The 24,395-nt window shown below is 44.2% G+C and carries 29 protein-coding genes; 23 read left to right on the forward strand and 6 right to left on the reverse strand.

The genetic code is table 11. The features are described 5' to 3' along the window. Position 1 precedes the first annotated feature (1 nt). The 22 genes from KDW99_RS08980 to KDW99_RS09085 all read left to right on the forward strand — a co-directional run bounded on the left by KDW99_RS08980 (position 2) and on the right by KDW99_RS09085 (position 18,249). Positions 2-988: a baseplate assembly protein gene (locus KDW99_RS08980; RefSeq protein WP_255828962.1), complete on the forward strand. Its 987-nt coding sequence runs from the start codon at positions 2-4 to the stop codon at positions 986-988. Next, positions 985-1,599, forward strand: coding sequence for a phage tail protein I (locus tag KDW99_RS08985; protein ID WP_255828963.1), 615 nt, complete (start codon positions 985-987; stop codon positions 1,597-1,599). Before KDW99_RS08980 ends, KDW99_RS08985 begins: the two co-directional genes overlap by 4 nt. Then, the gene (locus tag KDW99_RS08990; RefSeq protein ID WP_255828964.1) at positions 1,592-3,907 is read left to right on the forward strand and encodes an Lcl domain-containing protein; all 2,316 of its coding nucleotides are present in this window, start codon (positions 1,592-1,594) and stop codon (positions 3,905-3,907) included. The genes KDW99_RS08985 and KDW99_RS08990 overlap by 8 nt, the downstream gene beginning before the upstream one ends. A gap of 11 nt (positions 3,908-3,918) precedes the next feature. After that, a complete protein-coding gene (locus KDW99_RS08995) occupies positions 3,919-4,557 on the forward strand; it encodes a DUF4376 domain-containing protein (protein WP_255828965.1) in 639 nt (212 codons plus the stop codon). Beyond that, positions 4,544-4,963, forward strand: coding sequence for a hypothetical protein (locus tag KDW99_RS09000; RefSeq protein WP_255828966.1), 420 nt, complete (start codon positions 4,544-4,546; stop codon positions 4,961-4,963). The genes KDW99_RS08995 and KDW99_RS09000 overlap by 14 nt, the downstream gene beginning before the upstream one ends. Positions 4,964-5,056: 93 nt before the next feature. Further along, on the forward strand, positions 5,057-6,271 hold the full coding sequence (locus tag KDW99_RS09005) for a phage tail sheath subtilisin-like domain-containing protein (RefSeq protein ID WP_255828967.1): 1,215 nt from the start codon (positions 5,057-5,059) through the stop codon (positions 6,269-6,271). Further along, the gene (locus tag KDW99_RS09010; protein WP_255828968.1) at positions 6,271-6,768 is read left to right on the forward strand and encodes a phage major tail tube protein; all 498 of its coding nucleotides are present in this window, start codon (positions 6,271-6,273) and stop codon (positions 6,766-6,768) included. Before KDW99_RS09005 ends, KDW99_RS09010 begins: the two co-directional genes overlap by 1 nt. 1 nt (position 6,769) lies before the next feature. Beyond that, a complete protein-coding gene (locus KDW99_RS09015) occupies positions 6,770-7,012 on the forward strand; it encodes a phage tail assembly protein (RefSeq protein WP_255828969.1) in 243 nt (80 codons plus the stop codon). A gap of 117 nt (positions 7,013-7,129) precedes the next feature. Further along, positions 7,130-9,274, forward strand: a complete 2,145-nt coding sequence (locus KDW99_RS09020; RefSeq protein WP_255828970.1) for a hypothetical protein — start codon at positions 7,130-7,132, stop codon at positions 9,272-9,274. After that, on the forward strand, positions 9,274-9,681 hold the full coding sequence (locus KDW99_RS09025) for a phage tail protein (protein WP_255828971.1): 408 nt from the start codon (positions 9,274-9,276) through the stop codon (positions 9,679-9,681). Before KDW99_RS09020 ends, KDW99_RS09025 begins: the two co-directional genes overlap by 1 nt. Further along, complete coding sequence (locus KDW99_RS09030) at positions 9,665-9,877, forward strand: tail protein X (RefSeq protein WP_255828972.1); 213 nt, start codon at positions 9,665-9,667, stop codon at positions 9,875-9,877. The genes KDW99_RS09025 and KDW99_RS09030 overlap by 17 nt, the downstream gene beginning before the upstream one ends. A gap of 317 nt (positions 9,878-10,194) precedes the next feature. After that, positions 10,195-10,899, forward strand: coding sequence for a contractile injection system protein, VgrG/Pvc8 family (locus KDW99_RS09035; RefSeq protein ID WP_255828973.1), 705 nt, complete (start codon positions 10,195-10,197; stop codon positions 10,897-10,899). A 346-nt stretch (positions 10,900-11,245) separates the two neighbouring features. Next, positions 11,246-12,016 (forward strand): ABC-three component system protein, encoded by a 771-nt coding sequence (locus KDW99_RS09040; protein WP_255828974.1) that lies wholly within the window; start codon positions 11,246-11,248, stop codon positions 12,014-12,016. Continuing rightward, positions 12,016-12,237, forward strand: coding sequence for an ABC-three component system middle component 7 (locus KDW99_RS09045; RefSeq protein WP_255828975.1), 222 nt, complete (start codon positions 12,016-12,018; stop codon positions 12,235-12,237). The genes KDW99_RS09040 and KDW99_RS09045 overlap by 1 nt, the downstream gene beginning before the upstream one ends. Further along, positions 12,230-13,831 (forward strand): DUF2326 domain-containing protein, encoded by a 1,602-nt coding sequence (locus KDW99_RS09050; protein ID WP_255828976.1) that lies wholly within the window; start codon positions 12,230-12,232, stop codon positions 13,829-13,831. The genes KDW99_RS09045 and KDW99_RS09050 overlap by 8 nt, the downstream gene beginning before the upstream one ends. 298 nt (positions 13,832-14,129) lie before the next feature. Then, complete coding sequence (locus KDW99_RS09055) at positions 14,130-14,720, forward strand: Rha family transcriptional regulator (protein ID WP_255828977.1); 591 nt, start codon at positions 14,130-14,132, stop codon at positions 14,718-14,720. A 250-nt stretch (positions 14,721-14,970) separates the two neighbouring features. After that, a complete protein-coding gene (locus tag KDW99_RS09060; protein WP_255828978.1) occupies positions 14,971-15,423 on the forward strand; it encodes a hypothetical protein in 453 nt (150 codons plus the stop codon). Beyond that, positions 15,420-15,737 (forward strand): hypothetical protein, encoded by a 318-nt coding sequence (locus KDW99_RS09065; RefSeq protein WP_255828979.1) that lies wholly within the window; start codon positions 15,420-15,422, stop codon positions 15,735-15,737. Before KDW99_RS09060 ends, KDW99_RS09065 begins: the two co-directional genes overlap by 4 nt. Before the next feature lie 258 nt (positions 15,738-15,995). Beyond that, positions 15,996-16,334 carry a hypothetical protein gene (locus KDW99_RS09070; RefSeq protein WP_255828980.1) on the forward strand — a complete coding sequence of 113 codons (339 nt, stop codon included), beginning with the start codon at positions 15,996-15,998 and terminating at the stop codon, positions 16,332-16,334. Between the two features lie 273 nt (positions 16,335-16,607). Continuing rightward, positions 16,608-16,865, forward strand: coding sequence for a hypothetical protein (locus KDW99_RS09075; protein ID WP_255828981.1), 258 nt, complete (start codon positions 16,608-16,610; stop codon positions 16,863-16,865). Positions 16,866-17,001: 136 nt separating this feature from the next. Further along, positions 17,002-17,463, forward strand: coding sequence for a hypothetical protein (locus KDW99_RS09080; protein ID WP_255828982.1), 462 nt, complete (start codon positions 17,002-17,004; stop codon positions 17,461-17,463). 396 nt (positions 17,464-17,859) lie between these two features. Further along, positions 17,860-18,249 carry a hypothetical protein gene (locus KDW99_RS09085; RefSeq protein WP_255828983.1) on the forward strand — a complete coding sequence of 130 codons (390 nt, stop codon included), beginning with the start codon at positions 17,860-17,862 and terminating at the stop codon, positions 18,247-18,249. Positions 18,250-18,344: 95 nt separating this feature from the next. Here the strand turns inward: KDW99_RS09085 and KDW99_RS09090 are convergent, their stop codons facing one another. The 3 genes from KDW99_RS09090 to KDW99_RS09100 form a co-directional block, all read right to left on the reverse strand. Further along, on the reverse strand, positions 18,345-19,196 hold the full coding sequence (locus tag KDW99_RS09090) for an endonuclease I family protein (RefSeq protein ID WP_255828984.1): 852 nt from the start codon (positions 19,194-19,196) through the stop codon (positions 18,345-18,347). Positions 19,197-19,281: 85 nt separating this feature from the next. Further along, the gene (locus tag KDW99_RS09095; protein ID WP_255828985.1) at positions 19,282-19,434 is read right to left on the reverse strand and encodes a hypothetical protein; all 153 of its coding nucleotides are present in this window, start codon (positions 19,432-19,434) and stop codon (positions 19,282-19,284) included. A 737-nt stretch (positions 19,435-20,171) separates the two neighbouring features. Beyond that, a complete protein-coding gene (locus KDW99_RS09100) occupies positions 20,172-20,939 on the reverse strand; it encodes an SDR family NAD(P)-dependent oxidoreductase (protein WP_255828986.1) in 768 nt (255 codons plus the stop codon). 342 nt (positions 20,940-21,281) lie between these two features. Between KDW99_RS09100 and KDW99_RS09105 the strand changes: the two genes are divergently transcribed. Continuing rightward, complete coding sequence (locus tag KDW99_RS09105; protein ID WP_255828987.1) at positions 21,282-21,530, forward strand: hypothetical protein; 249 nt, start codon at positions 21,282-21,284, stop codon at positions 21,528-21,530. A gap of 110 nt (positions 21,531-21,640) precedes the next feature. On the opposite strand, the gene KDW99_RS09110 is transcribed toward KDW99_RS09105, so the two are convergent. From KDW99_RS09110 to cysK, 3 genes are all read right to left on the reverse strand, one after another. Beyond that, complete coding sequence (locus tag KDW99_RS09110) at positions 21,641-22,639, reverse strand: CobW family GTP-binding protein (protein WP_255828988.1); 999 nt, start codon at positions 22,637-22,639, stop codon at positions 21,641-21,643. Between the two features lie 108 nt (positions 22,640-22,747). Further along, complete coding sequence (locus KDW99_RS09115; protein ID WP_255828989.1) at positions 22,748-23,188, reverse strand: hypothetical protein; 441 nt, start codon at positions 23,186-23,188, stop codon at positions 22,748-22,750. A gap of 192 nt (positions 23,189-23,380) precedes the next feature. Continuing rightward, positions 23,381-24,346 (reverse strand): cysteine synthase A, encoded by a 966-nt coding sequence (gene cysK / locus KDW99_RS09120; protein ID WP_255828990.1) that lies wholly within the window; start codon positions 24,344-24,346, stop codon positions 23,381-23,383. Positions 24,347-24,395: the final 49 nt, after the last annotated feature.

Consider the following 24,395-nt stretch of genomic DNA (forward strand, 5'->3'; position numbering starts at 1 on the left):
CATGTCACTGGACGCGATTGATTTTACAAAACTGCCCGCGCCCAACGTCGTGCGCGAGCTGGATTTTCAGACCATATTTAACGAAATCAAAGCCGATTTCTTAGCACGAGACGAAGATTACGGCAATTTAGCCGAAAGTGACCCCGCGTGGATTTTGCTCGAAGTCGCGGCGTATCGTGAGTTTTCCATTCGTCAAAACATCAACGACGACGCTCGTGCGGTTATGCTGCCAAGTGCAAAGGGGGCGGATCTCGACAATCTCGCAGCGCTATTCAACATAGCGCGCGCGATCATAAAAGAGGCCGATTTAACGGTTAATCCGCCAGTTGAAGCGGTATTAGAAAGCGACGCGTCACTACTCATACGCACACAACTCGCATTTGAAACGGCCACCGTCGCGGGGCCAATTAACGAATATATCGCTCATGCGCTGAATGCCTCGGGCGAGATTAAAAGTGTTTCTGTCGATGTGCCACGGTTTGATTATGTCGCGGTCCCGCCGTTGGTTGTACCGCACTTACCAGAGAATGCCATCGTATTGGTTCCGACATACGACGCCGGGCTAACTGCGCCGCAACCGGGTGATGTAGCGCTGACGCTAATGGGGCGAACGGGAACGGGTGAAGTAGATCAAGCGCTGTGTGATCAAGTCAAAGATACGCTAGATGACAAAACACCGGTGACCGACACCGTGTTTGTTCGATCCGCACAAATTATCGAATTTGACGTATCCGCAACGCTGTATTGCTACGCAGATTTGGGTGCAGAAGAAGCCATCGCCAATGCTACGGCAGCCCTGAATGCATATGTGTCAGCGTCACATCGTTTGGGCTATGACATAACGTTATCTGGCATTTATGCTGCCTTGCATCAAGGGGGCGTACAGCGTGTTGAGCTTCACGCGCCCACAGAAAACATCATCGTCGGTAAGCGCGAAGCGGCCTACTGTACCAACATAAACCTTGATTATGGAGGGGTGGCTGAATGAGTTCATTACTACCCCCCAACAGCACGCAGTTCGAACGTGATTTAGAGCAATCTATGTCACGTATCAGTGATGTGCTGGTGCCGATCGGAACGCTTTGGAACCCGCAAACCTGCCCCGAAACGCACTTGCCTTGGCTTGCTTGGGCACTGAGTGTCGAAGGTTGGCACGACGAACTCACAGAGCAAGAAAAACGCGACATGATAGCGCAAAGCGCGGATTACCATCGTCGAAAAGGCACAAAGGGCGCAATTCTCGAAATTGCCCGATGGATTCTTGATGTCGCGGATCTCGATCAGCATCGCGAATTTCAAGCGCCACCGCATTCATTTCGTCTGCGAGTACAAGACACGGGCAGCATCAAGAGCAAAGCGCACTTTGACCGACTTGTAAGAATGGTCAACAGTGCCAAAGCCGCCCGTTCAAACTTTTTCTCACTGCATGTCCAAAAAAAGGGTGTGCAAACCCCATTTTTTGGCACAGCAGTACACGCGCTGACAGAGACGCAAGTTCAGCATCAAATACGCGCGATCGTAGAACCCCAACCACTTTATATATCAACAGCTGTGCATTACAGCGCGAGTTACTCTATTGGAGCAATGTTAGATGGCTGACTTTCCCGGATTACAAATGACAGCAGCAGGGCGAGACCTGCAAGCAAAAGCACAAACGGGCGTAAAGCTAGATTTTACACGTGCAGCCATCGGCGATGGTGCGATGCCGGATGATTTCGATCCGCTGACAGCATTGGTCGCAGAGAAAAAATCTCTCGGCTTGGCAGGATTTGAGCTTTTGGGTGACGGGACATCAAAACTAGAGGTTTTGCTCACCAACAAAGATGTCGCAGAAGGCTTCTTTATCCGTGAAATTGGCGTGTTTGCTAACGACCCTGATACTGACACTGAAATACTGTACAGCTACTCAAATGTAGATCGATACACGGATTATCTACCCGCGTTTGGCGGTGCGACCATCGTCGAAATGACGTTTGATCTTTATACCGTAGTGGGCAACGCATCAAACGTAACTGCAACGATTAATAACTATCTCGTTCACGCGACAAAATCTGATGTCGATGAATTACGCCCTTATGTGCTGCCAACAGGCGGCACCGTGGGAATGCAGCTTCGCCGCGCGAGCAACACAGATGGCGACAATGAATGGTACGACCCAACTGAGGGTGTGCAACTACGTATACATTCTGTCTCGGAAGAGCGCACAGCTGTTGAAGGCCAAACAGCTTTTGCATTATCTAAAACGCTAACGAATGGCTTAGCGGTTTACGTCAACGGCTTGCGTCTTCCCAATAGTGATTGGTCAGCCGTCGGCGGGTCGCAAGTTGTACTTGATAATGCGTTAACCGATGGTGATAAAGTCCAATTCATCAATAACGAAGAAGTTGGGACGGCGTCACTAGCGCGTGTTTCGCTTGATGGCCCCGATCTTGTGTATCAGGGCTCGTCTAATCACTATACGATCACAGATTACGATCGCTTTTCTAATTATGTTGTTACTACCAATGTGGGTACAGCAACACGAGTAAACGGCGTGATTACACTCGATGTTCCTGCTGATGCTGCAGTAAATGACGGCATTGTTCTGACTGTGCAGCGCAACGATGGCGCGATGTCATTTAGCATCGCGCTGGGTGAGCAGACGATCGCTCAACCACAAATTACCTCGCCAGAGCACAACGCGACAGACATCAGCGATACACCAACGTTTACCGCGTCTGCATTTCAGACGTATCCGGCGAACGCGGATACGCAAATAACTGCAACATGGCGCCTCGCGACAGATGGCGCGATGACAAACGTGATTTGGGAATCAGTAGATGATGCGGTGAATTTGACCGCGATCACGCTGCCACGTGAAGTACTGGAAGAGTCGACAACATACTATGTCGATGTATTTTATAGCGGGACGGCAATCGGTAGCAGCGCGCATTCAGAGGTGATTTCGTTTGTCACAAAGAGTCGATTTATGGAGATTCTTCGACCCTCTATAACAGCGCCAAATCATAATGCTTTAGATGTTGGAGAGACTCCAACACTTGTTGCATCGGCTTTTGAAACCTACCCAGCGGACTCGGATACTCATGTATCAACAACATGGCGTGTCGCGACAGACGCCGCAATGACTAATGTAATTTGGCAATCATCTAATGACACTGTGAATTTGACGTCTATAACGATTCCTGCCGATGTGCTGCCAGAAGCAACGACTTTTTATGTCGATGTCATGCAAGAAGGTGAAATCCTTGGTGATAGTGAGCCGTCTATTCTTGTCGGGTTTACCACCGCCGATCAATACTTGCCAAGCGTTATCGGCGAGCCATGGGGTGGCGGTTACTACGCAGGCATTATTGATAGCGGTTCATTGCGATACGTTCTAATCGTGGCGCCGAGATCCTCGGGTCATTCGAATCAATCTCTACAATATAAAGTATCGGATACCGAAGATCTTGGTGCGTTATCGCATTGGGATGGTAAATCAAACACGGCAGCCATTAATGACGCATTTCATCCTGCAGCACAGTTTTGCTCAAACCTAAATATTGGTGGCTTCAATGATTGGTATCTTCCTGCTCGCGATGAGTTGGAGCTTTTATATCGAAACTTAAAATCAAATACATTGAATAATAGTTTAGGCTCGCGAGATGGAGGCGATAATCAGGGGGAGAACTCAAACAGTGATCCCTTGGGTATCGCATATACCAGCGTGGAACCTGCGCAATCTGTGGCTTTAGAATTTAAATTTGGTGGATTTGAGTATTTTGCTTCAGGTATGTATTGGTCGAGTACAGAGGGGGGGGCAGGTGTGCATCTGCACTGGTGGCAGTCTTTCCAAAATGGTCAGCAAAGAGTTTTTAATAGGATCTATGAGGCTCATGTCCGAGCCGTCCGCAGAATCCTTATTTAAAAGGTGTCTACATGATTAAACACGTTATTTACACTCAAATAGACTCGAAAACAGGCGTCCCAGCAACTCAATCGCCCATGCGAAATGGCCCAGCCATGCCCGTTGGTATCGACTATGCGTATGCGTTGGAGTCTCAATACCCAACCTCCGAACCCATATTTTACGGTACAACGGATCGTGATGATTTACCGGATTGGATTGAAGTTATCACGCAAGAACAGTTCGACGCTGATAAAGCAGCGGAAATGCAAGCACGGCATGAAAAGCTGCTAAAGCAAAGCGAAGATCAAGCGGCGTCAGTGCGCTATCGCATCGAAACGGGTGGCATTGCCTTGTCGAACGGAGCGAATATTATGACAGCGACAGATGATCAAAATCGCATTAGCTCTGCGTACTCATCTCTGCAGAATAATCTGGTGACAGAGATAGATTTTAAGGGCGCGGATGGCTGGAGCAAAATGACGATCAACGAACTTGAGCCAATTGCTCGGGCCGTTGTGGAGCATGTCAGTATTTATTGCTTTGGTGCTGAGCGTGATGTATGTGAACAGCTCGCAGAGATGGACTATGCAGCATTGCAAACAGCGGACATTGAGCAACGGTTTAACGATGCATATGACGCGAGGAAACTAGCGCATGAACAGCTCTAAATTAATCATAAAAAAACCATGGCTCTATCAGTTAGACCATGATTACAGTTACAAACATGCGTTATTTGATGGTATCGAGTTTGAAAACGCGTGGTGCATGATCCGCGACGGTACACTTACGATCCGTGCTAACTACGCATGGGACGGCTGCACACCGAAAGTCTCGTTTCTTGGTGTTTGGTGGGTTGGTGTGCCAGATGGCATTTTGCGCCTAGGCAAACCATGGACGTATTACGCTTCTTTGATTCATGACGTGCTGTGCCAGTTCCGCCACAAAATAACGATCAGCAAACAAGCGGTTGTTAAGATTTTTAACGACGTGCTAGAGCGCGATCAATTTCCGCTACGTCCGATTTACGCTTGGTTCGTCGATAAGCTCGGACCACAAGACTTTTTAATTCACTAACTAATTCTACAGGCCGCGAAAGCGGTTTTTTTGTACCTAAATTTCACTAACAAGCCTCGCATCTGCGGGGCTTTTTCGTTTCAGGAGGCCAAAATGGCTGGTAACGGTTTTCTCCATGGTGTTGAAGTCACGGAAATTGCAAACGGTGTACGCCCGATCGAGCAAGTCAGCTCGTCAATCATTGGGATCGTCGGGACAGCGCCGGGTGCTGACCCTGTCGCATTCCCGCTTAATACACCAGTCGTCGTGGCAGGATCCCGCTATGAAGCGGCCAAGCTGGATTTGACGACCGATGGTACAGGCGGCGGCACTTTGCCAGCCGCACTAGAAGGCATCTTTGATCAGATTGGCGCAACGGTCGTAGTAATTCGAGTTGAAGAAGAAACGCAGGAAACGGACACATTAGTCAACGTGCGTGGCGGTATTGATTCGGCCACGGGGCAGTACAAAGGTGCTTATGCATTATTGGCGTCCGAATCGGTGAATGGCAAAGTGCCTCGTATTCTCTGTGCGCCTGGCTTTACACATCAAAAGCCGCTTGATGGCGACGGCAATCCAACAGTGAACCCTATCGTTGCTGATTTAATTAGCATTGCTGAACGTTTGTCTGCTGTGATTATTGCCGATGGTCCCAACACTAACGACGATGCTGCTGTGCAGTACGCCAGCGATTTTGGATCAGACCGCATTTATGTTGTTGATCCGTGGGTCACAATCTTTAATGACAACGGTGTGGTCGTTTCAGAGCCAGCATCCGCTCGTGTCGCAGGCGTTATTGCGCGTACGGATTACGAAATGGGTTTCCATCGTTCGCCATCTAACCAATTAATTAACGGCATTTCCGGCACGGCTCGCCCTGTCGATTTTAAATTGGGTGATGCGAGCTCACGCGCGAACCTGCTTAACGAACAAAAAGTCGCCACCATCGTTTATCAAAACGGCTACCGCCTGTGGGGCAATATGTCCCTGTCTGACGACGTCAAATGGAAATATCTCTGTGTGCGTCGCACAGCTGACGTGATCAATGACGCACTGCGAGTTTCACATTTGTGGGCTGTTGATCGTGGCATCACGACGACTCTGCTATCTGACGTGGTGGAAGGTGTAAACGCGGTGTTGCGCGACATGACGACCAAAGGGCAAATCTTGGGCGGTAAATGCTGGGGCAATGCCGAACTCAACACCCCTGAATCTATCCAGAGCGGCCAGCTCTACATTGATTTTGATTTCACACCAACCTTCCCAGCAGAGCGAATTACATTCCGCTCAACGCTAGTGAATGATTATGCCAGCGAGGTAATTGTCTAATGGATATTTTAAAAAACTTCATGCTTTCAGTTGATGGGCGTGGCGAAGTTGGTTTGGTGGATGAATATACACCGCCATCGTTAGAGCTGCTTACAGAAGAATTTCGCGGCGGCGGTATGGACGCGTCAGAAGATATTGATATGGGCATGGCGAAGATGGAAGTGACGTTCAAAATGAATGGTTATGACATCGAAATTATGAAGTTGTGGGGAGTAGCTCAAGGAACGACTGTGCCAATTGTGGCGCGCGGTGCGCTTAAAAACGATGACGGGGTTGTTACAACGCTTCTTCATACTATGAGTGCGCGTGTTACTAAGATGGAACAGGAAACATGGAAGGCTGGTGAAAAATCAGGGGTAGTCATCACAGCATCATTACCATATTTCAAAGTTACTCACGGCTCGACTGTGGTTATTGAAATTGATGTAAAAGGCAGTAAACGCATCATTAACGGTGTGGACCAATTAGCAGGAATGCGCACAGCGCTGGGGTTATAAAATGCAAACTAAAAAAATTACGTTGAAATCACCAATTACAGTAGATGGAGTTGAATACAAAGAACTTGAAATGCGAGAGCCAACGGTACGTGATCAAGTGCTCGCACAAAGTGCAAACAACCCCGCTCAAAATGAAGTCCAGCTTTTCGCCAACCTTTGTGGTATCTCGTCTGATGCCGTGATGGATTTAACGCTTTCTAACTACACACGTTTACAAGAAGCCTTTTCGGGTTTTTTAGACTAAGTCGCAACGACATCAGATCACTATCACTCGCGTTAGCGAATCATACAGGCTGGACTTGGAGTGATATCCAAGCCATGCCTGTCTCCGAATTTATATGGTTTGTTGAAGGTCTCCCGCATGGCACTAAATCAGAAACTTAGCACCATCATAGAGATCGGTGGCTCCGTATCCAATTCGCTTGTCGGAGCGACGAACAAAGCAAGTGGACAAATAGGCAACGCCTTAAAATCCATCAAACACAAACAGGACCAAATTGGTCGGTTTGAAATCAAGGGACTACTGGAAACTAGGAATAAGCTCAAAGATGTGAAGCATCGCATTTCTGGTTTATCGAATGAAATAGAGGCCAGCATCCAAGCGTCGAAGCAAGCGGGACTTGCTTATCGACGCGCATCGGATCGAGTAAGCGAACTAGCTACATCCATGAAATGTGCTGATGATCCAACAGGTGCGCTAGCTCATGAACTTAGAGAAGCTCAAAAAGAGGCATCCCGACTAGAAAAAGAATTTAAAAACTCTAAACGGGAAACGAGCGGCCTTGAATCACAAATGTTTGCCGCTCGTAATGAAGCCGCAAAGCTCAATCGACAATTTGGAGAACAACGCAACGCCTCAAAAGAGGCAAGAAATGAGCTGCGTAAACAGGGGATTGATACCAAAAACCTAGCAAAAGAGACCGAGCGACTTCGCAAGCGCAGCGAAGCCCTACAAAGCACCCAAAAACAGATTGGTAAAGTAGGCAGCAACTTTTCCAACATGACTCACCGTGTTGGCACATTGGCCAGAAATACCTCGATTGGGCTTGGTGTTGTTGGCGGTGGTCTTTTCGCCATAGCGAACTCAACGAGCGAACTCGGCGACAAAGCCGCAAAAACCGCTGACAAACTTGGCTTGCAGGTCGGAGCCTTGCAAGAACTACGCTACGCTGCTGAACGTTCTGGCGTGTCATCTAACACCATGGACATGGCAATGCAGCGTATGGTGCGACGCTTGGCAGAAGCCAAAAACGGCACTGGCGCGGCAAAAGACGCAATAGACGAACTGGGATTGTCGTCTCAAGCGCTCGCGAGCATGACGCCCGACGAAGCCATGAACGAAATCGCAGACGCATTAAAAGGCGTGGAAAGTCAGTCTGATCGTGTGCGCCTCGCCTTCAAATTCTTCGACTCCGAAGGCGTCTCCATGGTGAACATGCTCAAGGACGGCAGCGCAGGGCTAAAGCAACTACGCAAAGACGCTCGAGACACAGGCTACGTGCTCAGCGAACAAGCGGCGCGGGATGCCGAGGCGTTTCAAGACTCATTACTCAATGCCAAGTTAGGCATGTACGGTTTTAAAAACACAATTGGCTCTGCAATCATGCCCGTGATTACCGACATGATGGGCGAAATGTCCGCATGGATGCGGGAAAACCGCGGCCAAGTGATTGCATTCTCCCAGCGCCTGGCATCAGGCTTACGAGATGCAATCCCAGTGATCGGGCAAGTCATCCAAGGGTTAACGACAACAGCTCAGACGATTGGCTCAGTGACAAGCACCATTGCTAGCATGGTTGGCGGCTATGAAAACCTCGGCATGATCGTGGGGGCTGTATTTGCAGGAAAAGCGATTGTATCCGTGATGTCGTTCGGTGCCAGCCTTGTATCGACGCTGTTCACAGTTGGCAAGCTCGTGTTTGCGTTCGGCAAATTTGCAGCGCTCGCCAACCCCATTGGTTTGGCAGTCGCTGCGGTCGTCGGTATCGGTACGGCGCTTTATTTGGCGTATGACAACGTCGAATGGTTCCGCGATGCCGTTGATGGCGCGTTTCGTTACATCGGCGATACAGTCGCATCGGTCTGGGAGGGCATTGTTAGCTTCTTCGACGCTATCCCCGCTCGCGTTGGGGCGGTAGTCGATAACATCAAAGCGAAATTCCAGTCTGTTGTCGACATGGGCAAATCCGTCGGCGACTTTTTCGGTATGGGTGACGATGAGCCAGAGTCCAAAAAGAAAAGCGGTGGCTGGTTTGGCTGGGGCGGCGATGATGAAGAGCCCGCCGTGGCGCCAAGCGTCGACAAAGCACGAGAGGTCGCCCAGTCTTTCAACAACACCAACAACGCAATGGCAACGAAGACAGAAAACCGATACGAAGTCTCAAATCAAATTGTCGTCAATCAGCAGCCCGGCCAAGACGCTCGTCAACTCGCCGCAGAGATTGATCGTGTACTCAAACAAAAGAGCCGTAGCTCTTTATCAGATCTACCAAGCGGGGCGTATTAATGGACATCATGATGGTTCTGGGAGTATTCCCATTTTCGATTGATACCGCCGCGTATCAATCGCTTACCCGCCGTAAATCGTGGGATTGGCAAACACAGGCTTTAATCGGCCAGCGCGATGCACAGCAATACATGGGGCCGGGGGAAGAGGTGATTTCCCTAGAGGGCGTAGTGTATCCGCACTACGCGGGCGGCCCCGTGCAACTCGCAGCATTGCGCGCGATCGGCGACAGCGGATTGCCGCAGCTCATGGTCAGCGGTGCTGGGGTGCCGATGGGTAAATGGGTCGTGCTATCAGTGGAAGAAGAGCAGGGGCCATTTTTTGAACGCGGAGCACCGCGCAAACAGACGTTCAAAATGGAACTACGTCGCTATCACGAGGGCTTGAGCTTTGGCAGCTTCTTATAGTTCAGTCGAAAACGACACAGTCGATTACATCGTCTGGAAACACTACGGCACACAGACAGCACGCGTGGTGGAGCGAGTGTTTGACGCCAATCCGCATCTTGCACGCCAGCCCCTCGTCCTGCCAGCAGGCGTACTTATTAACCTTCCTGACCTTGAATTAACAACGACTAAGCAAGGGGTGCGACTATGGACCTAATCAGCGACATGTTGATCGGCGGTGTAGACGTTGCCCCAAGCTTTACAATCAAAGCCAACGGCGCAGACATCACAAGCAAGATAAACGAGCGATTAATCAGCCTAAGACTCACGGACGAATCAGGTGACAGCGCCGATGAAGTGGATATTACATTATCTGACCATGGCGAAGTGCCCCTTGAAATACCCGACCCCGGAACAGAGCTGCAAGTCTCGCTCGGCTATGACGGTACACTCGTTGACATGGGCAAATACATTATCGACGAGATCGAGATCAGCGGCGCACCAGATACCGTCAATATCCGTGCTAGGGCAGTCGTGCAAACCGAAGGAGTACAAGGCGCGAAAGTACTCATGACGACGCAGAAAACGCGATCATGGGAAGCCAAAACCATACTGGGTGATCTCGTCCGTATCATTGGCGTAGAGCACGGAATAATCGCAACAATAGCCGTCGAACTGGCCACCATCGTATTGCCGCACATCGATCAAGTGAACGAAAGCGACATGGCGTTACTCACTCGACTAGCCAAACAATACGACGCCATCGCCAAGCCAAGCGGAGACTATCTCGTATTCGCAAAGCGCGGCGAGCTTACAACAGCAACAGGCACCAGCATTCCTGATGTGGACTACACGCGCGAGCAAACAGGTGGTCACCGATTGTTGATCAGCCGTCGCGTTAAATCGGGCAGCGTCATTGCGCGCTATCGCGACATTCAAACGGCCAAAACACTCGAAATAAAAGTCGGCACAGGCGAACCCGCCAAGCGACTCACCAAAACCTACGCGACACAAGACGAAGCCCAAGCCGCTGCGGATGCAGAATACAAACGCACCCAACGTAATGAGCAACGCCTCGAATTGGCTGTGGTTGGTAATCCGTATCTGGTGGCAGGCGGTGCAATAAACGTCAGCGGCTTTCGTACCGGCATCAACGCCAAATGGCTAATCGATCGAGTAGAGCACGAAATCACAAAGCGCAGCGGCTACAACTGTAGCGTGCAATGTAAGCAGATCTAAAAAATCGACTCAATACGACCAACAACTCAGCGACCAAGTGATAGAAAGACTCAAAGCCGAATTTGTACAGGGAATGATGGGCAACATGGACGTTGCCACAAGGGCCGATGGGAGCTTGACGGATAAGTGGAATTCATAGTGATGAGATTTGTCAGTGATTTGTAAGGTTTTTCTGGTGCTGGAGGAGGAAGGGCTTTAGTATAAAATAGAAATGATTTTATACTAATATCTATTTTTATCGGTTAATAAATTATTTTTATGGTAGTAAAAAGGCCTAGATGACGCCTTTTTTTAATTTACTGTTTTAATTTATAGTTCATAACGCTCTACAGAAGGAGTTTGGAGTTTGTCAGTAAAAACAAGGCGTGCAAATGTAAGCGATACAGTAAAAATGAGTTTGCTTTGTGATATTCATGGATCATGTCCTCTTTGCAGAAGGAATTTGCTTGCAAAAAAAAATGATAAGGATGTTAGGGTCTTTGATGTAGCACATATTTACCCTCTTCATGCAACTGAACATGAGATGAAAATCCTTAAAGACGAAGAGCTTCTTTCTGATAATATTGATTGTGAAGAGAATTTCATTGTCTTGTGTAGAACTTGTCACAAGATATATGATACTAAAAAAACAGTCGAAGAATATAGACAGTTAGTTAGTATAAAAAAAGAATTAAATAAAATAAAAGAGCTTTCTACTTTGTGGAATGATCAGACCTTACATAAAGATATTTTGATTGTTTCAAATAAAATTGGTTCTTTAAGTCCAAAAGATATTGAAAGTACTAAGCTTTCATATGATGCATTGAATCTTGATGAAAAAAAAGATGATACATTTAGCTATATAAATGAAATGAAAGTTTCTAGTTATATAGTTGGTTTTTATGTTCCAATAAAAGAAACACTAAAAGATCTTGAAAGACTTGAAAAAGCTAAGTCTAAAGTTATTTGTTCTCAAGTGAAAAGTTATTATGCTATTTTGGAAATGAAAGGTTTTAATCAAGATCAGATTTTTGATAAAATGACTGAGTGGTTTATGACTAATACAGGGATTTTTGACCGATCTAAAGCTGAGGTTTTAGTTTCATATTTTATCCAGAATTGTGAGGTTTATTCCTAATGTTTGTTCCGAATAAAACTATTTCAATAAATGATAGCTGTGTTTATAGAGCCTCATTATTACTTTCTAGATTAAACGATGGTGTTTCTGTTGAAGACATTTATGAGGTGGAAAAGAAATTGTTTTTAGATATGTCAGATTTTATTGATGTATTGGATTTGTTGTTTGTTTTAGGGAAGATAGTTTTGGATAAGGATAATGGGGTGATTAAATATGCTTAAATCGATTTCTTGTGAAGAGTTAATTAAAACCCCTATAGTTTTTAAAAAAGGTTTTAATTCTGTGGTGGGCGCAGATGATGCACACAACTCCATTGGAAAATCCTCGATTCTTATGCTTATTGATTTTGCTTTTGGTGGAAGTGATTTTCCAAATAAATGCGATGATGTAATACGTAATGTTGGGCATTTTAAAATTGGTATAGAATTCGAATTTGACAAAGTTTATTCATTTATAAGAGATACTGACAACTTAGATCAGATTTACAGAGTAGAATTCCAAGATTATATAACTAATAAACAATATAATACGTTTCTTAAGGATAAGTATCTTCATGATCTTGGAGACGCTTCATTTAGGGAGTGTGTAAGTGGTTTTTTTAGAATCTACCAAAGAGATAACTACAATGACAATCGACCATTAGACATAGTTAGAAAAGAGAGCTGGGAGGCAATTAGAAAGCGTCAGCTAAAGATATTTGGAAAATTTAAAATTATTGAAGAACTTGAGGATAAGAAAACTAAAGCTGTAAATGAAAAGAAATCTATAGAGGGAACTTTCAGATCAGGTGCTGTTAAAAAGCTTAATAAGACTGAATTAAAAAAGAACTTTTTGAAACTTGACGACTTTTCAAGAGAAATCGAACAAATAAAAACATCCTTAAAGTCAAATGTTACAGATATAAAATCAATTATCAATGAAAGAAATCTGCTTTTAAAACTTGAAAAAGATAGATTGGTAGAATTAAAGAATGATTTCAACCTTACATTACAAAGGCTAGAGTCAAATCTATCAGATAATATTGTAAGAAATAGTGATAGTTTTAACTCTGTTATTGAATTTTTCCCTGAAATAAGCAAAGAAAAATTATCTCAAGTTGAAGGGTTTCATAATGGTATTACAAAAATACTTAAGAATCAGTTGTTAGAAGAAAAGAAAAGGGTGATTGCTAGTAAAAATCTTTGTGATTCGGAAATTAAAGGCATTGATGAGGAGATTCTTAAAGTAGCAGGCTCTAAAGAAGAAACTGCTGTTCTTTTAGAGAGGTTGATGGAGCTTGGTAATTTTGATAAAGAGCTTAAGTTGCAAAATGATTTTAAAATGAAGCTTGATGATGCCAATGAAGATTTAAAAAACATTAAAAATGATATCCATCATATGATATCAAGTTCAATAGAAAGCATTGAGAATATTATTAATGAGGGAATGGCTAGGTTTATTAAAAGAATATATTTGAATAATCCGATTGAACCTAAGATTTCTTTTGGGAAGACAGATTATATTTTTCACAGAGGAGATGATAGGGGTACGGGTAAAGGTTATTCTAATATGATTTGCTTAGATCTAACCTATCTAGAAAATACAATTCTTCCTTGTCTGATTCACGATAGTATATTGTTCAAGAATATGGATGTTCCAGCTTTAGAAAGATTGATATCTATTTATAGTGAATCAGAAAAACAAATTTTTATAGCTATAGATGAGAAAGCAAAATATTCTATAGGTACTCAGATTAAAATTCACGAATCTATGTTTTTAAAGCTAGATGGAGATAAAGTTGCTTTTAAAATAAAATGGAATAAAGAGTCCAATTAATTTCTATTTTCATCAAATTACTAATCCTGTATACATTGACCCCACCCGCATCTTGATCTAACATTCTCCTTGCACTGGCAAAATCCAGTGCCGGGATTCGAACCCCGTTTACACAGCGGCCTAAAACACGCAGAGCGTGTTTTTTTGTGGCCGAGATTTGCCTGTTATGGTGGGTCTTTGTTGGGCAACCTTCGGGTTGGCCGTTCCTGTGGCGGTAGTTCGAACCTGATTTAGATCCACCACCTTATTGAGATTCGAACCTCACGAGGTGGTTAACTTCATACACAGGAGGCCAAACATGGCTATGGACATTATCTCAAGCAATGACGCACCCGTTGTACAAATCACCAACGATCAAATCACCACCACCTCGACCGACCTCGCCAAGCATTTTGGCAAACGACATGCAGACATATTACGTCGCGTAGAAAACCTTGGTTGCAGTGCAGAATTCAGCGAACGCAATTTTGCGTTGGCTGAATACAAAGATGAACAAGACAAGACTCGCCCTATGTATCGCATCACCCGCGACGGCTTCGTCTTCTTGGCCATGGGCTTCACCGGCACCAAAGCCGCCCAATTCAAAGAAGCCTACATCAACGCCTTCAACCAAATGGAAAAACAACTCAACGAGCAAAAACACCTTCCCGCCACCACAGACAACCTAGCACTAGCGGAAAAGGATAAGTACCAACTGCTCAACAACATCGTCAAATCCATGCAGATACAAAGCGACCCCGTCGTCGTTCCATCAAAAGAACTCATCGACCTAATCCAAGCCATCCGCATGTACCAACAGCAAATAGCACGACTGCAAACACCAGACTGGGTAAACGACAACATCACCCGCGTCAAAGACATCGCCCAACGCAACTTTGTAGACTTCTAAGCAGTGGTTAACAAAAAGCCCACAGATTAGTGGGCTTTAGTTGCTTTTTAGACTGGTAGGAATCGAGAAAGTCTTTTAGTATCAATGAATGTGTAAACGCGCATGCCCGATTTTTCAGCTTCAGTGAGTGATTTAATAAAGTAACTTTGATTTAGTTACTTACGGTGCACAACAGAATTTTTTGGAATTTTATAAATTCATATGTGCACTATTTTAATATTAGTTTAGATTTATAGACAGGGATATAATTATGCAAGAACATGATCCTGAAGAAAGTAGAATTGAAAAAAATAGCTCTTTAAAAGATCAAAATGAAGAGCACTCCTTTAAATGGATAGATGCCACCCAATCTAAAGAAATAAGTGAAAATGATACATGGAACCTACTTGATCACCCTAATGTAAATTTTCAAACCTTATTTGTAAGAAGGCATACATCACAAAATATACCAGATACGGAAAAAGTGCTCACATTTCAAGTAAGACATCCATATAAAAAACAACTGGTGCAAAACGAAGATGATTACGATTTTATTGATGAGCAGGAATATCGTGCAGCAGTACTAAATATCAATGAAATGAAAACTGCTATTGATAAAGATCACAATGAATTCTTGATGAAGGAGCGTTCACTAGATGCTGAGTTCGCCATTCTTGCTTCTGAATTTTCTTCTTGGTCACCCCAAAATGGTGGTGGCATATGAGAATATCAATTCGTGATATATTCAGAAAAGGTGAACTTTGGAGTAATCTAGAAGAAACTATTGGTTCGATTAAAAAATCTTTAACCCAACATTCAAAGAGTATAGAAAAGTCAAAAAGCAACGATATTATTTTGATGCAGAATATTAAGAAATTGGAAAAAGAAAATTCTGATTTAAGAAATAGAATGGTGCTGTTAGAAAATAGGTTGTGGGATTTGAAGGTTGTATCTAATTCTAATGATGCCATCATCGTAAAAGATGCTTTTGAAAATAGTAATCGACCTAAATCGGAAGTACGGGCTAATAAAGCTTAGTATAACTACGTTATATTTAGGTTTGGGGTCAGATGAAAAATAGCGCCTAGCCTTCATCTACTCCAAACAGCTCCACGAGCAAAAACAACCACAGACAACCTAGCACTAGCGGAAAAATGGAGTTCGGGGTCAGATGAAAATAGTGCCTAGTCTTAAAGTTTTGCGCAAACCTTGTCACCTTTTCCGCTTAGCGCGCAAAAGTCGCCAACTTTACCAAGCCGGTGTTTGAGGCGCTAAGTGCCGAGATAGGAGTTGAAAGTGTTAGATATAGCTAAAACGGAATTATTTATAACTGAGATATGTAAACGAATCGGACAAGATTATGGTGGTTATCACACTATCAGCTCAGGGAATATTGATGGTGAAAATTGTCCTCAGATTGCTTTTCATGTAGGCGCTGAAAAGAAAAATATGATGCAGTCAGCCAATGGGGAAGAATTTGAAGGAACCGGTATCGTGTATCGAGTTTTAGTTGGTTCTAGCATATCTATGGTATATGACGATCAAGATGAAGAAATTGGAATATTCAAAGATATAACTAAAGGTGACTTATTCGGTGAAGTGGCTACTAAAAAATGGTGGCAGTTCTGGAAATAGCACTTAATAAGCGCCTGCAATCTGAACTCCGGCATTTGGGGTCAGATGAAAAATAGCACCTAGTCTTCATCTACTCCAAACAGCTCCACGGGCAAAACCAACCACAGACAACCTAGCACTAGCGGAAACCGACAAGTACCAACTGCTCAACAACATTGAGTTCGGGGTCAGATGAAAAATAGCCCTTAACTTTGTTCGAATTTGGGGTCAGATGAAAAATAGCTTAATTTTCATGCGAATTTGGGGTCAGATGAAAAATAGCTTAATTTTCATGTGACCCCAATAGACTACGATAACCCAACCACCGCCCAACAAGCCTGCCAAGACGACCTCATCAAAAGCCAACGCCAAGGCTCCAGCGTCACCCTCGACTTACTAGGCAACCCCAAACTCGTCGCAGAAGGCATCCTCACCCTAAACGACACCATCCCACCCGAAATGAAAGGCAACTGGTCCATCGACAAAGTCACCGCACGAGGCGACAGCAAAGCAGGGTATCGGTGTTCGGTTGTGGCTAGTGAGGTGGTTTGAGGGATTTTTTGTTGGCAGAAAGTGTGAAAGTGCTTAGTATCAAGGAATAAGGGTTTATAGCCTAGAAATAACAGGCTGTAGATAAAAGATTAAATGCGCATGTGTATTATTAGAATGTTAGGCTATAAGAAAAGTTATGGATACAGATAAACTCATAAAGCTTCTGAAAGAAGGTGAATCTGATGAATTTAAGATTGAACCTGAAAAAATTGAAGCTTATGAAATAATAAGTATAACGGATATAGATGTGTTGAAATCTCTATGTGAACACATTGATTCATTCAAAAAGTTATCGTTGCCTGAGACTTGGGCAGCGAGTGAAGACAGGCAAAGCATATTGGGATGTATGGATTATTTAAATAAATATTTGAATGATCTTAATGAACATAAATGCTATTGCGTTCGGTATAAGTACTTAGAAGTTGATCCTTTAAATGAAAATGATGATGGCTTAATAGAGATATCGGAGCTTTCAAAAGCAATTGGTGGCTCAGTTAAGTATATATGTAAGTGCAATGGTTGCTCTAAAATGCTTGAAGTAACTCATAGTTTAGATGGGATGGGTCTAGATTGTTATGTTTGGCATCGAAAAAACTAATAAGAAATTTGGGGGCAGATGAAAAATAGATTAGTTTTTCATTTTACACAAATAGATTAAAGCTACGACAACCCAACCACCGCCCAACAAGCCTGCCAAGATGACCTCATCAAAAGCCAACGCCAAGGCACCAGCGTAACCCTCGACGCTCTTATTGACTAGGTACGGGCAACCCAACTCGTCGCAGAAGGCATCCTCACCCTAAACGACACCTTCCCACCCGAAATGAAAGGCAACTGGTCCATCGACAAAGTCACCGCAAGAGGCGACAGCAAAGCAGGGTATCGGTGTACGGTTGTGGCTAGTGAGGTGGTTTGAGGGATTTTAATTGGCAGAAGGGGGGGAAGTGCTTAGTATCAAGGAATAACAAAAGTGCAATATCTCATGGAGTTTAGAGTGATAAAAAAGAAAGAATTTTGGTTTTGGTTTACTAGCATAATTGTTGCGTTAGGTACTTGGCTTTTCCCCATGGCATCATCGAGCAGTGTCGTTGATACCGCTTCAAGTAATTTAACATCATTTTATCAATCATTATTACCTAACCCTGAACTATTGGTATCTGGTACTGGTGCAGAAGTAAAAATATTAATAGGGCCTGATGACGCTCCTTTTTCAGGAGCTCAAGTCAGTAGTACAAATGCTGAAAGTACGATTTATATTAGTCGTGGCCAAAAAATCAACTTGAAACTAACTGGTACTGGCGCAAAGGTTTGGGTGCAGTCTGAGTTGATGCCATACATAAATGTTAACAACTCAGCAAGTGGTGGAAAGATACGGGAGCTCTAGTTACAGCTGATACACCGCCCGAGGCGACAGAATTTGAGAATTTGGGGTCAGATGAAAATTAGCAATGTATCATCTGACCCTCATCCTTAATGTTTTTATGAGCACTTATTTGCCCATATCACATCCACAAACTCAGGATGATCGATAAAGGGGTTTCGATTGCCCTGTATTTCCTGCACTCGGTCGTTACGGCGTTTTTCAAAGTCAGTGACGGTAAACTCTTCATTCCATTTCACCAGTGTACATAGATCGCCTATGGTCGGTTCTTTGCTTTGTTTGCTGTTGCCTTTCACGATGTGCAGGTCAGGCATGTTTTCTGGTGAGGCGTTGTCGCCTGTTTCGTAGCGGGTGGCCATGTAGAACACCATACGGGCGATTTGGCCTTTGGCGCGGTCGGTTGGTTCGAAGGATTCTTTGTTTTTGTCTAGGTAGGCGCCAGACAGCACTTTGCTGCCGTCGGCCAGCTCGTCATATACCGGTTCGCCGCCCATGCCGTATCCATAGTTACTGTGCGCGCCGTTTATATTGCGGTCAGCAGGGCGTAAGTGGTGCAGATCGGTGTAACCATCTTGGCTTTGTTTCCTAAAACCGCGTGATTTTGGCCATACGTGTTCTCTATCCCAAGCATCGTCTTTGCTCTTGCCTCTGTTTGCCTGGTCAATGCGCCTTACATCATCTAGGTAGAGCATTTGCACTAAACCACACTTAGGCTTGTCATCAGGGCAAGCAGAATCGGTGTAAACCAGAGCTTCCCACACATCTACTTTCACACCATCATACCAATCTGTATTGCCGCTCTGTGTGTACTTAAGCGCCTTTTGACCATCGATAATAGTGTGAAGCTTTGTCTTTAGTGCTTCCCCCGTTAACCCTTCTGTACCATCGTAATATCCCGCCGATGCATAAACCGAGACAAACATAAGAAACAAAAAAACACCGCGCCACATACCAACCTCTAAATATTGATTATTTGGTTAGATTGTAGGGCAGTGTTGTTGAATGTTAGGTTACAGAATTGAAAAGATTTGTTAGCTATCCATCATTGCTGCTCAACACGGATTTGAGGTCGTCTTGTAACTGCTCTAAACGCTCTGCTATTACATGCTGATTGGCTTCTGGTATCGCTGAGATATCAGCAAGGGAAATGCATTCTAGATCGGTGAGAAGTTGCTGTAATTGTTCCATGTTGTCTCCTTGACGTTGGATTCGTCCATTCCTTGAACGTGATTAATCATTACATAGCAGAAGGGCGTTTTGAATCGAAATGCTAAAAAAAAGAGATAAAATTTTTATGAAATGCTAAAAAAGTGCTAAAAAGAAAATTAATGATATTTAATTTATTGAAAGTAATAGATTTTTTTTAAAGTAGTTCCAATCCATCATGGGTGCGATGGAAAATCGACGATCAAGCTCTGCGCTTGAATTTACTGGGTTAGACCCATTATTTAGTGACATTCTTCTACTATCGAATAAGTTCAAAAAAGCGTCGCGACATAAGGAAATAACCCCCTGCGACTGATGCACCACATTATGTCATAAAATTACAAGATATCTAAGAGTCTGATGGAAACATTGAGGTTTATAGTGGATAAACAAAGTGGTGCTTCGACTCCAACATCGATCTAACCAAGCCCCACGCATATACAAAGCGACTCTAATGCAAGCTGCCAGCACTGACTTTTCTATAACTTAGGCAGATAATTAAACACACCAATACAATGCTACATATTTCACCTTTAGTTTTATTAAAAAGGGTGGGTTATAGGTCATTGTTAATGGGGGGTTACTCAGAGATTTGAAAGGGTGCGTAGGGTGTTAATAAAAAATCCACCGAAAGCTTGGGTATTCAATGTTTTTGATAATGATTGATTACATCATTCAGTGGGTTTTTAGTTCAGTATTTACTCTGTTGGGCAGTAGAATTAAACGGAAGACGCGCCGCCACCGCCATCAATACGGTAGTAGGCGCCAGTGATAAAAGATGCCTCGTCAGACGCTAGGAAGTACATCAAGTTGGCTATTTCATCAGCTCTTGCATAACGCTTCAATGGTACTGCAGCTTCGAATGCTTCTCTCGCTTCATTCTCATGGCCTTTCGCAGAGTTTGTCTCAATGGAGCGCATCATTGCGGTATCTACGCCAGAAGGGGCTACGGAATTGACCCGGATATTATAAGGCGCCGCTTCAAGTGCAGCGGTTTTGCTTAAGCCGATTAAAGCGTGCTTAGACGATACATAGGCGCTCATGCCAGGAGCTCCTAATAAACCACCATTTGATGCTGTGTTCACAATGACACCACTTTCTTGCTCAATCATTGCTTTCATCACATATTTTAGTCCAAGGAAGGCGCCTATTAGGTTAACGTTCATGACTTTTTTGTAGTTCTCGACGGTCTGGTCAACAATATTTGCGAAATCGCCATTAATACCTGCGTTGTTTACAAACACGTCTATTTTACCAAATTTATCTAGCGTATTTTGTACATAGTTTTCAACATCTTTTTCGTTAGATACATCGGCATCTATTAGTAGTATTTCTCCATTGATATTTGTTGAGACTTTTTCCAAGGCTGCCTTTGATAAGTCAACCAATGCGAGATGCGCGCCAGCGGCAGCGAACTTTTTTGCAGCAGCGATACCAATACCGCCAGTGGCACCTGTTATTAGTACGACTTTATTTTCAAAACTCATAAACTTCTCCTATGGAAAATAGACTTTGTTTATATAACACCTTCACCGTAACTAAATTTATTTGAGGTTTTGTGGTTAAAATAAGTAAATAATCAGAAAGAAGAGTGGTCCTAGGTTAATAATAAAGCGTAGCTCGATGTTACTTGATTGCTGTGGTTGTATTGTCAGGCACTTAGAGTTTATCTAGGGCCTCCAAAAAATCATGCTTACTAGTAGTAGAAAAAGTCTTAAATCGGTTGTTAGGAATTGCTAGTGCTCGGCACTTTTGATGGGCTTCCCATTTTTCTCTCGCTCTCAGAACTGTTATCCTAGCGCCATTATTGGTGTAACAGAGTAGTAAGAATGATTAATGATAACGATGTGATCGAAACCTTAGACGAGCTTGAGACGTTTTTACGTTTGGTTGAGGTTGGTGGTTTGGGCCTTGATAACGTATCGGGTGTGGCGTTGGCGACAAACAATGCCAATGGTCGTCCGTTTGTGGCAGTGCTTGATGATAATCAACAGTTGGTGTTAGGGCGTTATGTGACGACCGAAGTCTTTGAGAATGGCAAAGACATGGTTCGTTACGGTACTAAAAAACCGCATTAATTAGACTTTTCTTCTTTAAGAAATGACCTCCTGAACCTCACCTTGAAGACATTAGGGATTTTAGTTTTCTAGCTGGGTTATTTTACTGCACCAATTCGTTGTCGGTGAATTTAACTAATTTGACAGGCCAGCATGTCTTTTTCGATTTGCTCCCAATCCAGTTCTCGTGGGCAGATGATTTCGATACGAGAATCGCGGCGGTAAGCAACTTTATCGAAATCGTGTTCATCTTTGACGCGGTTGAAGAACACCCAAGCGTGGCCGATTCGAATGACGCCTTTGATTCGGCTGATGCCTTCCAATCCATTTAATATTTTCTCTAGCGCCCAGTAATCAAAACAGTCCTCATGGTGAAATACCCAGCCACAGCTGAAGAGTCCGCTGCCATGGCCTGTTTTCCGGATCGGCTTGTGTGGCTCTGGGAGCGCGTTATCCTGATGCTCGTGGGAATGATGGTGATGAGCATGAGCTTCTGGAAACTGAGCTTTGAGTTGGCCATTACGGACAATGTCCAATAACGACGAGTCGATTACGCCGCGAGTAGTGCGGGCAATATGCTGCTTCGGTGGAAACATCTGGTTGAGGCTGTTTTCGACTACTTCGATCTGGGATTCTTCAGCAAGGTCGCATTTGTTGATTAGTATCACGTCTGCAAGGTTAAGCTGGTCGTGAAACGTTTCGCTGTCGAGCACTTCTTGCTGTTCCAATGAACGTGGGTCGAGCAAACAAATAGTAGCGCGTAGATCGAGTTTGTCCATAAAACTTACGCTCATCAAGATATCTATAATGCCTTCTGGGTGACCGATCCCCGTTGGCTCAATGATTAATCGATCAGGATGAGTTTGCTCAATCAGTGCTTTTAAAGTGGGAGTTAAAGCGGAGCCTAGAGCACAACAGATGCAACCTCCAGGTAGCTCTTTAACGAACAGCCCTTCTTGCTCTGGCATCATTTCTTGATCAATGCCTACTTGACCAAACTCGTTCACTAAGATGGCCCATGATTCGCTTTCGGGTTTGTTGGCAAGAAGGCTATTGATGGCGGTGGTTTTACCAACACCTAGAAAACCAGTAATGATGTTAGTTGGAATGGTTTTGATATGATCCTTCATGGTGTCCCTTTTTGGTTTGTCTGGCGGCTATGACGGGGATAACGTGTGGCCAAAGTAACGTTGCCGTTCGAGCTGGCCATTATCTCATAATTATGTGTGACGATAGCATTAGGCCACTTGGCGCAATGCATTCTCAATGCTGGTTTCAAGCTGACGCAGCCTATTGAATTCTTCAAGAAGCCGTTGCTCTAGATTTTTAAAGTTCAAAGGTAAGCTGCGGTAACAAATATCATGGCCTTCGCCGATCACTTTGTAGTCTTTCCAATTACTTATGCGTTCTTCTTCTAGTGCGAGGAAGGCTTGAATAAATGCTTGTTGGTTTGGGCAGTCTTCTTCTGCGTGCAAACACACTGGAAAGGCCTTCTTTTGTATTTGCGGGCCTTCAATGTAGGTCTCAAAATGAACGCCTCCTTGATTATGGTTGTACCATGTTTCTTTGTAGAGCTGAATATAGGGACCGCGATTATAAATTTCCCAACCGTCGTTAAACCAGCTGGACTGTCGTAAAGTTTGTTCAAGGTTGCGAAACACCTTTTTAATGTCTTTCATGCTTCTCTCTATTTTCTAAGAAGTTTTTATCCGGATCGATAATAAGTATTTATATCATAATGTTACATTATAACAAAATGGTGATTCCATACTTGATGGTTTGAGATATATGGATGGTGCTCTAGGGAAGGGAAACTGTGCGCTTCTCCCCTTAATGAGGGGGAGAAGCGAGGTTTTATCAATGATAATGAATTATTGAACCAATTCGTTGTCGGTGAATTCACCCTCAAACAAAGCGGTAGACAAGTAACGCTCACCAGAATCAGGTAATACCACAACGATTTTTTTGTCTTTAAATTCGTCCAATTGACCTAATCGTTCTGCCGCAACGACTGCTGCGCCACAAGAAATACCACACAAGATGCCTTCTTCGCGCATTAGGCGTTTTGCCATGGCAATGGCGTCTTCGTTAGACGCTTGCTCAACGCGATCCACAATCGAAAGGTCTAGGTTCTTCGGAATGAAACCCGCACCTATGCCTTGAATTTTATGTGGTGATGGCGTTGGATCTTCACCCTTCATGGTTTGCGTAATAACTGGTGAACTGGTTGGTTCCACCGCGACACTGATAATGGCTTTGCCTTGCGTGTTTTTAATATAACGGCTGACGCCTGTGATGGTGCCGCCAGTACCCACGCCAGCAACGAATACATCGATTTCACCATTGGTATCTTGCCAAATTTCTGGACCAGTGGTTTTTTCATGAATTTCTGGGTTGGCTGGGTTCTCGAATTGTTGCAGCAATACGAACTTGTCGTCTTGGGCAATTTCTTCGGCTTTGGCAATAGCGCCTTTCATACCTTTCGCGGGTTCTGTTAGCACGATAGTCGCACCTAAGGCTTTCATCACTTGGCGACGTTCCACACTCATGCTGGATGGCATGGTGATGGTAATCGGGTAACCACGAGACGCCGCAACGAAACACAAAGCAATACCTGTGTTACCGCTAGACGCTTCGACAATGGATTTGCCTTTGCTCAGAATGCCTTTCTTTTCTGCATCCCACACCATGTTGGCGCCGATGCGGCATTTTACTGAGAAAGCAGGGTTGCGAGATTCGAGCTTGGCCCAAATATTTCCATTACCGATGCGGTTTAAACGTACAAGAGGCGTATTGCCAATGGTAAGAGAGTTATCTTCAAAGATTTGATGAGACATACCATTTCCTTTTTGTGGTTGATCTGTAGTTAATTGGTCTTTAGAGAGT

It is taken from the genome of Marinomonas rhizomae (assembly GCF_024397855.1).
In the GTDB taxonomy this organism is placed as follows: domain Bacteria; phylum Pseudomonadota; class Gammaproteobacteria; order Pseudomonadales; family Marinomonadaceae; genus Marinomonas; species Marinomonas rhizomae_A.

What these genes read in the sequence shown, in the direction of transcription:
- KDW99_RS09005 (WP_255828967.1), top strand. Translation starts at nt 5,057, where the DNA reads ATGGCTGGTAACGGTTTTCTCCATGGTGTTGAAGTCACGGAAATTGCA.
- KDW99_RS09065 (WP_255828979.1), top strand. Translation starts at nt 15,420, where the DNA reads ATGAGAATATCAATTCGTGATATATTCAGAAAAGGTGAACTTTGGAGT.
- KDW99_RS09095 (WP_255828985.1), bottom strand. Translation starts at nt 19,434, where the DNA reads ATGGAACAATTACAGCAACTTCTCACCGATCTAGAATGCATTTCCCTT.
- KDW99_RS09100 (WP_255828986.1), bottom strand. Translation starts at nt 20,939, where the DNA reads ATGAGTTTTGAAAATAAAGTCGTACTAATAACAGGTGCCACTGGCGGT.
- KDW99_RS09090 (WP_255828984.1), bottom strand. Translation starts at nt 19,196, where the DNA reads ATGTGGCGCGGTGTTTTTTTGTTTCTTATGTTTGTCTCGGTTTATGCA.
- KDW99_RS09110 (WP_255828988.1), bottom strand. Translation starts at nt 22,639, where the DNA reads ATGAAGGATCATATCAAAACCATTCCAACTAACATCATTACTGGTTTT.
- KDW99_RS09105 (WP_255828987.1), top strand. Translation starts at nt 21,282, where the DNA reads ATGATTAATGATAACGATGTGATCGAAACCTTAGACGAGCTTGAGACG.
- KDW99_RS09055 (WP_255828977.1), top strand. Translation starts at nt 14,130, where the DNA reads ATGGCTATGGACATTATCTCAAGCAATGACGCACCCGTTGTACAAATC.
- KDW99_RS09020 (WP_255828970.1), top strand. Translation starts at nt 7,130, where the DNA reads ATGGCACTAAATCAGAAACTTAGCACCATCATAGAGATCGGTGGCTCC.
- KDW99_RS09060 (WP_255828978.1), top strand. Translation starts at nt 14,971, where the DNA reads ATGCAAGAACATGATCCTGAAGAAAGTAGAATTGAAAAAAATAGCTCT.
- KDW99_RS08995 (WP_255828965.1), top strand. Translation starts at nt 3,919, where the DNA reads ATGATTAAACACGTTATTTACACTCAAATAGACTCGAAAACAGGCGTC.
- KDW99_RS08990 (WP_255828964.1), top strand. Translation starts at nt 1,592, where the DNA reads ATGGCTGACTTTCCCGGATTACAAATGACAGCAGCAGGGCGAGACCTG.
- KDW99_RS09015 (WP_255828969.1), top strand. Translation starts at nt 6,770, where the DNA reads ATGCAAACTAAAAAAATTACGTTGAAATCACCAATTACAGTAGATGGA.
- cysK (WP_255828990.1), bottom strand. Translation starts at nt 24,346, where the DNA reads ATGTCTCATCAAATCTTTGAAGATAACTCTCTTACCATTGGCAATACG.
- KDW99_RS08985 (WP_255828963.1), top strand. Translation starts at nt 985, where the DNA reads ATGAGTTCATTACTACCCCCCAACAGCACGCAGTTCGAACGTGATTTA.
- KDW99_RS09050 (WP_255828976.1), top strand. Translation starts at nt 12,230, where the DNA reads ATGCTTAAATCGATTTCTTGTGAAGAGTTAATTAAAACCCCTATAGTT.
- KDW99_RS09000 (WP_255828966.1), top strand. Translation starts at nt 4,544, where the DNA reads ATGAACAGCTCTAAATTAATCATAAAAAAACCATGGCTCTATCAGTTA.
- KDW99_RS09010 (WP_255828968.1), top strand. Translation starts at nt 6,271, where the DNA reads ATGGATATTTTAAAAAACTTCATGCTTTCAGTTGATGGGCGTGGCGAA.
- KDW99_RS09115 (WP_255828989.1), bottom strand. Translation starts at nt 23,188, where the DNA reads ATGAAAGACATTAAAAAGGTGTTTCGCAACCTTGAACAAACTTTACGA.
- KDW99_RS09080 (WP_255828982.1), top strand. Translation starts at nt 17,002, where the DNA reads ATGGATACAGATAAACTCATAAAGCTTCTGAAAGAAGGTGAATCTGAT.
- KDW99_RS09045 (WP_255828975.1), top strand. Translation starts at nt 12,016, where the DNA reads ATGTTTGTTCCGAATAAAACTATTTCAATAAATGATAGCTGTGTTTAT.
- KDW99_RS08980 (WP_255828962.1), top strand. Translation starts at nt 2, where the DNA reads ATGTCACTGGACGCGATTGATTTTACAAAACTGCCCGCGCCCAACGTC.
- KDW99_RS09025 (WP_255828971.1), top strand. Translation starts at nt 9,274, where the DNA reads ATGGACATCATGATGGTTCTGGGAGTATTCCCATTTTCGATTGATACC.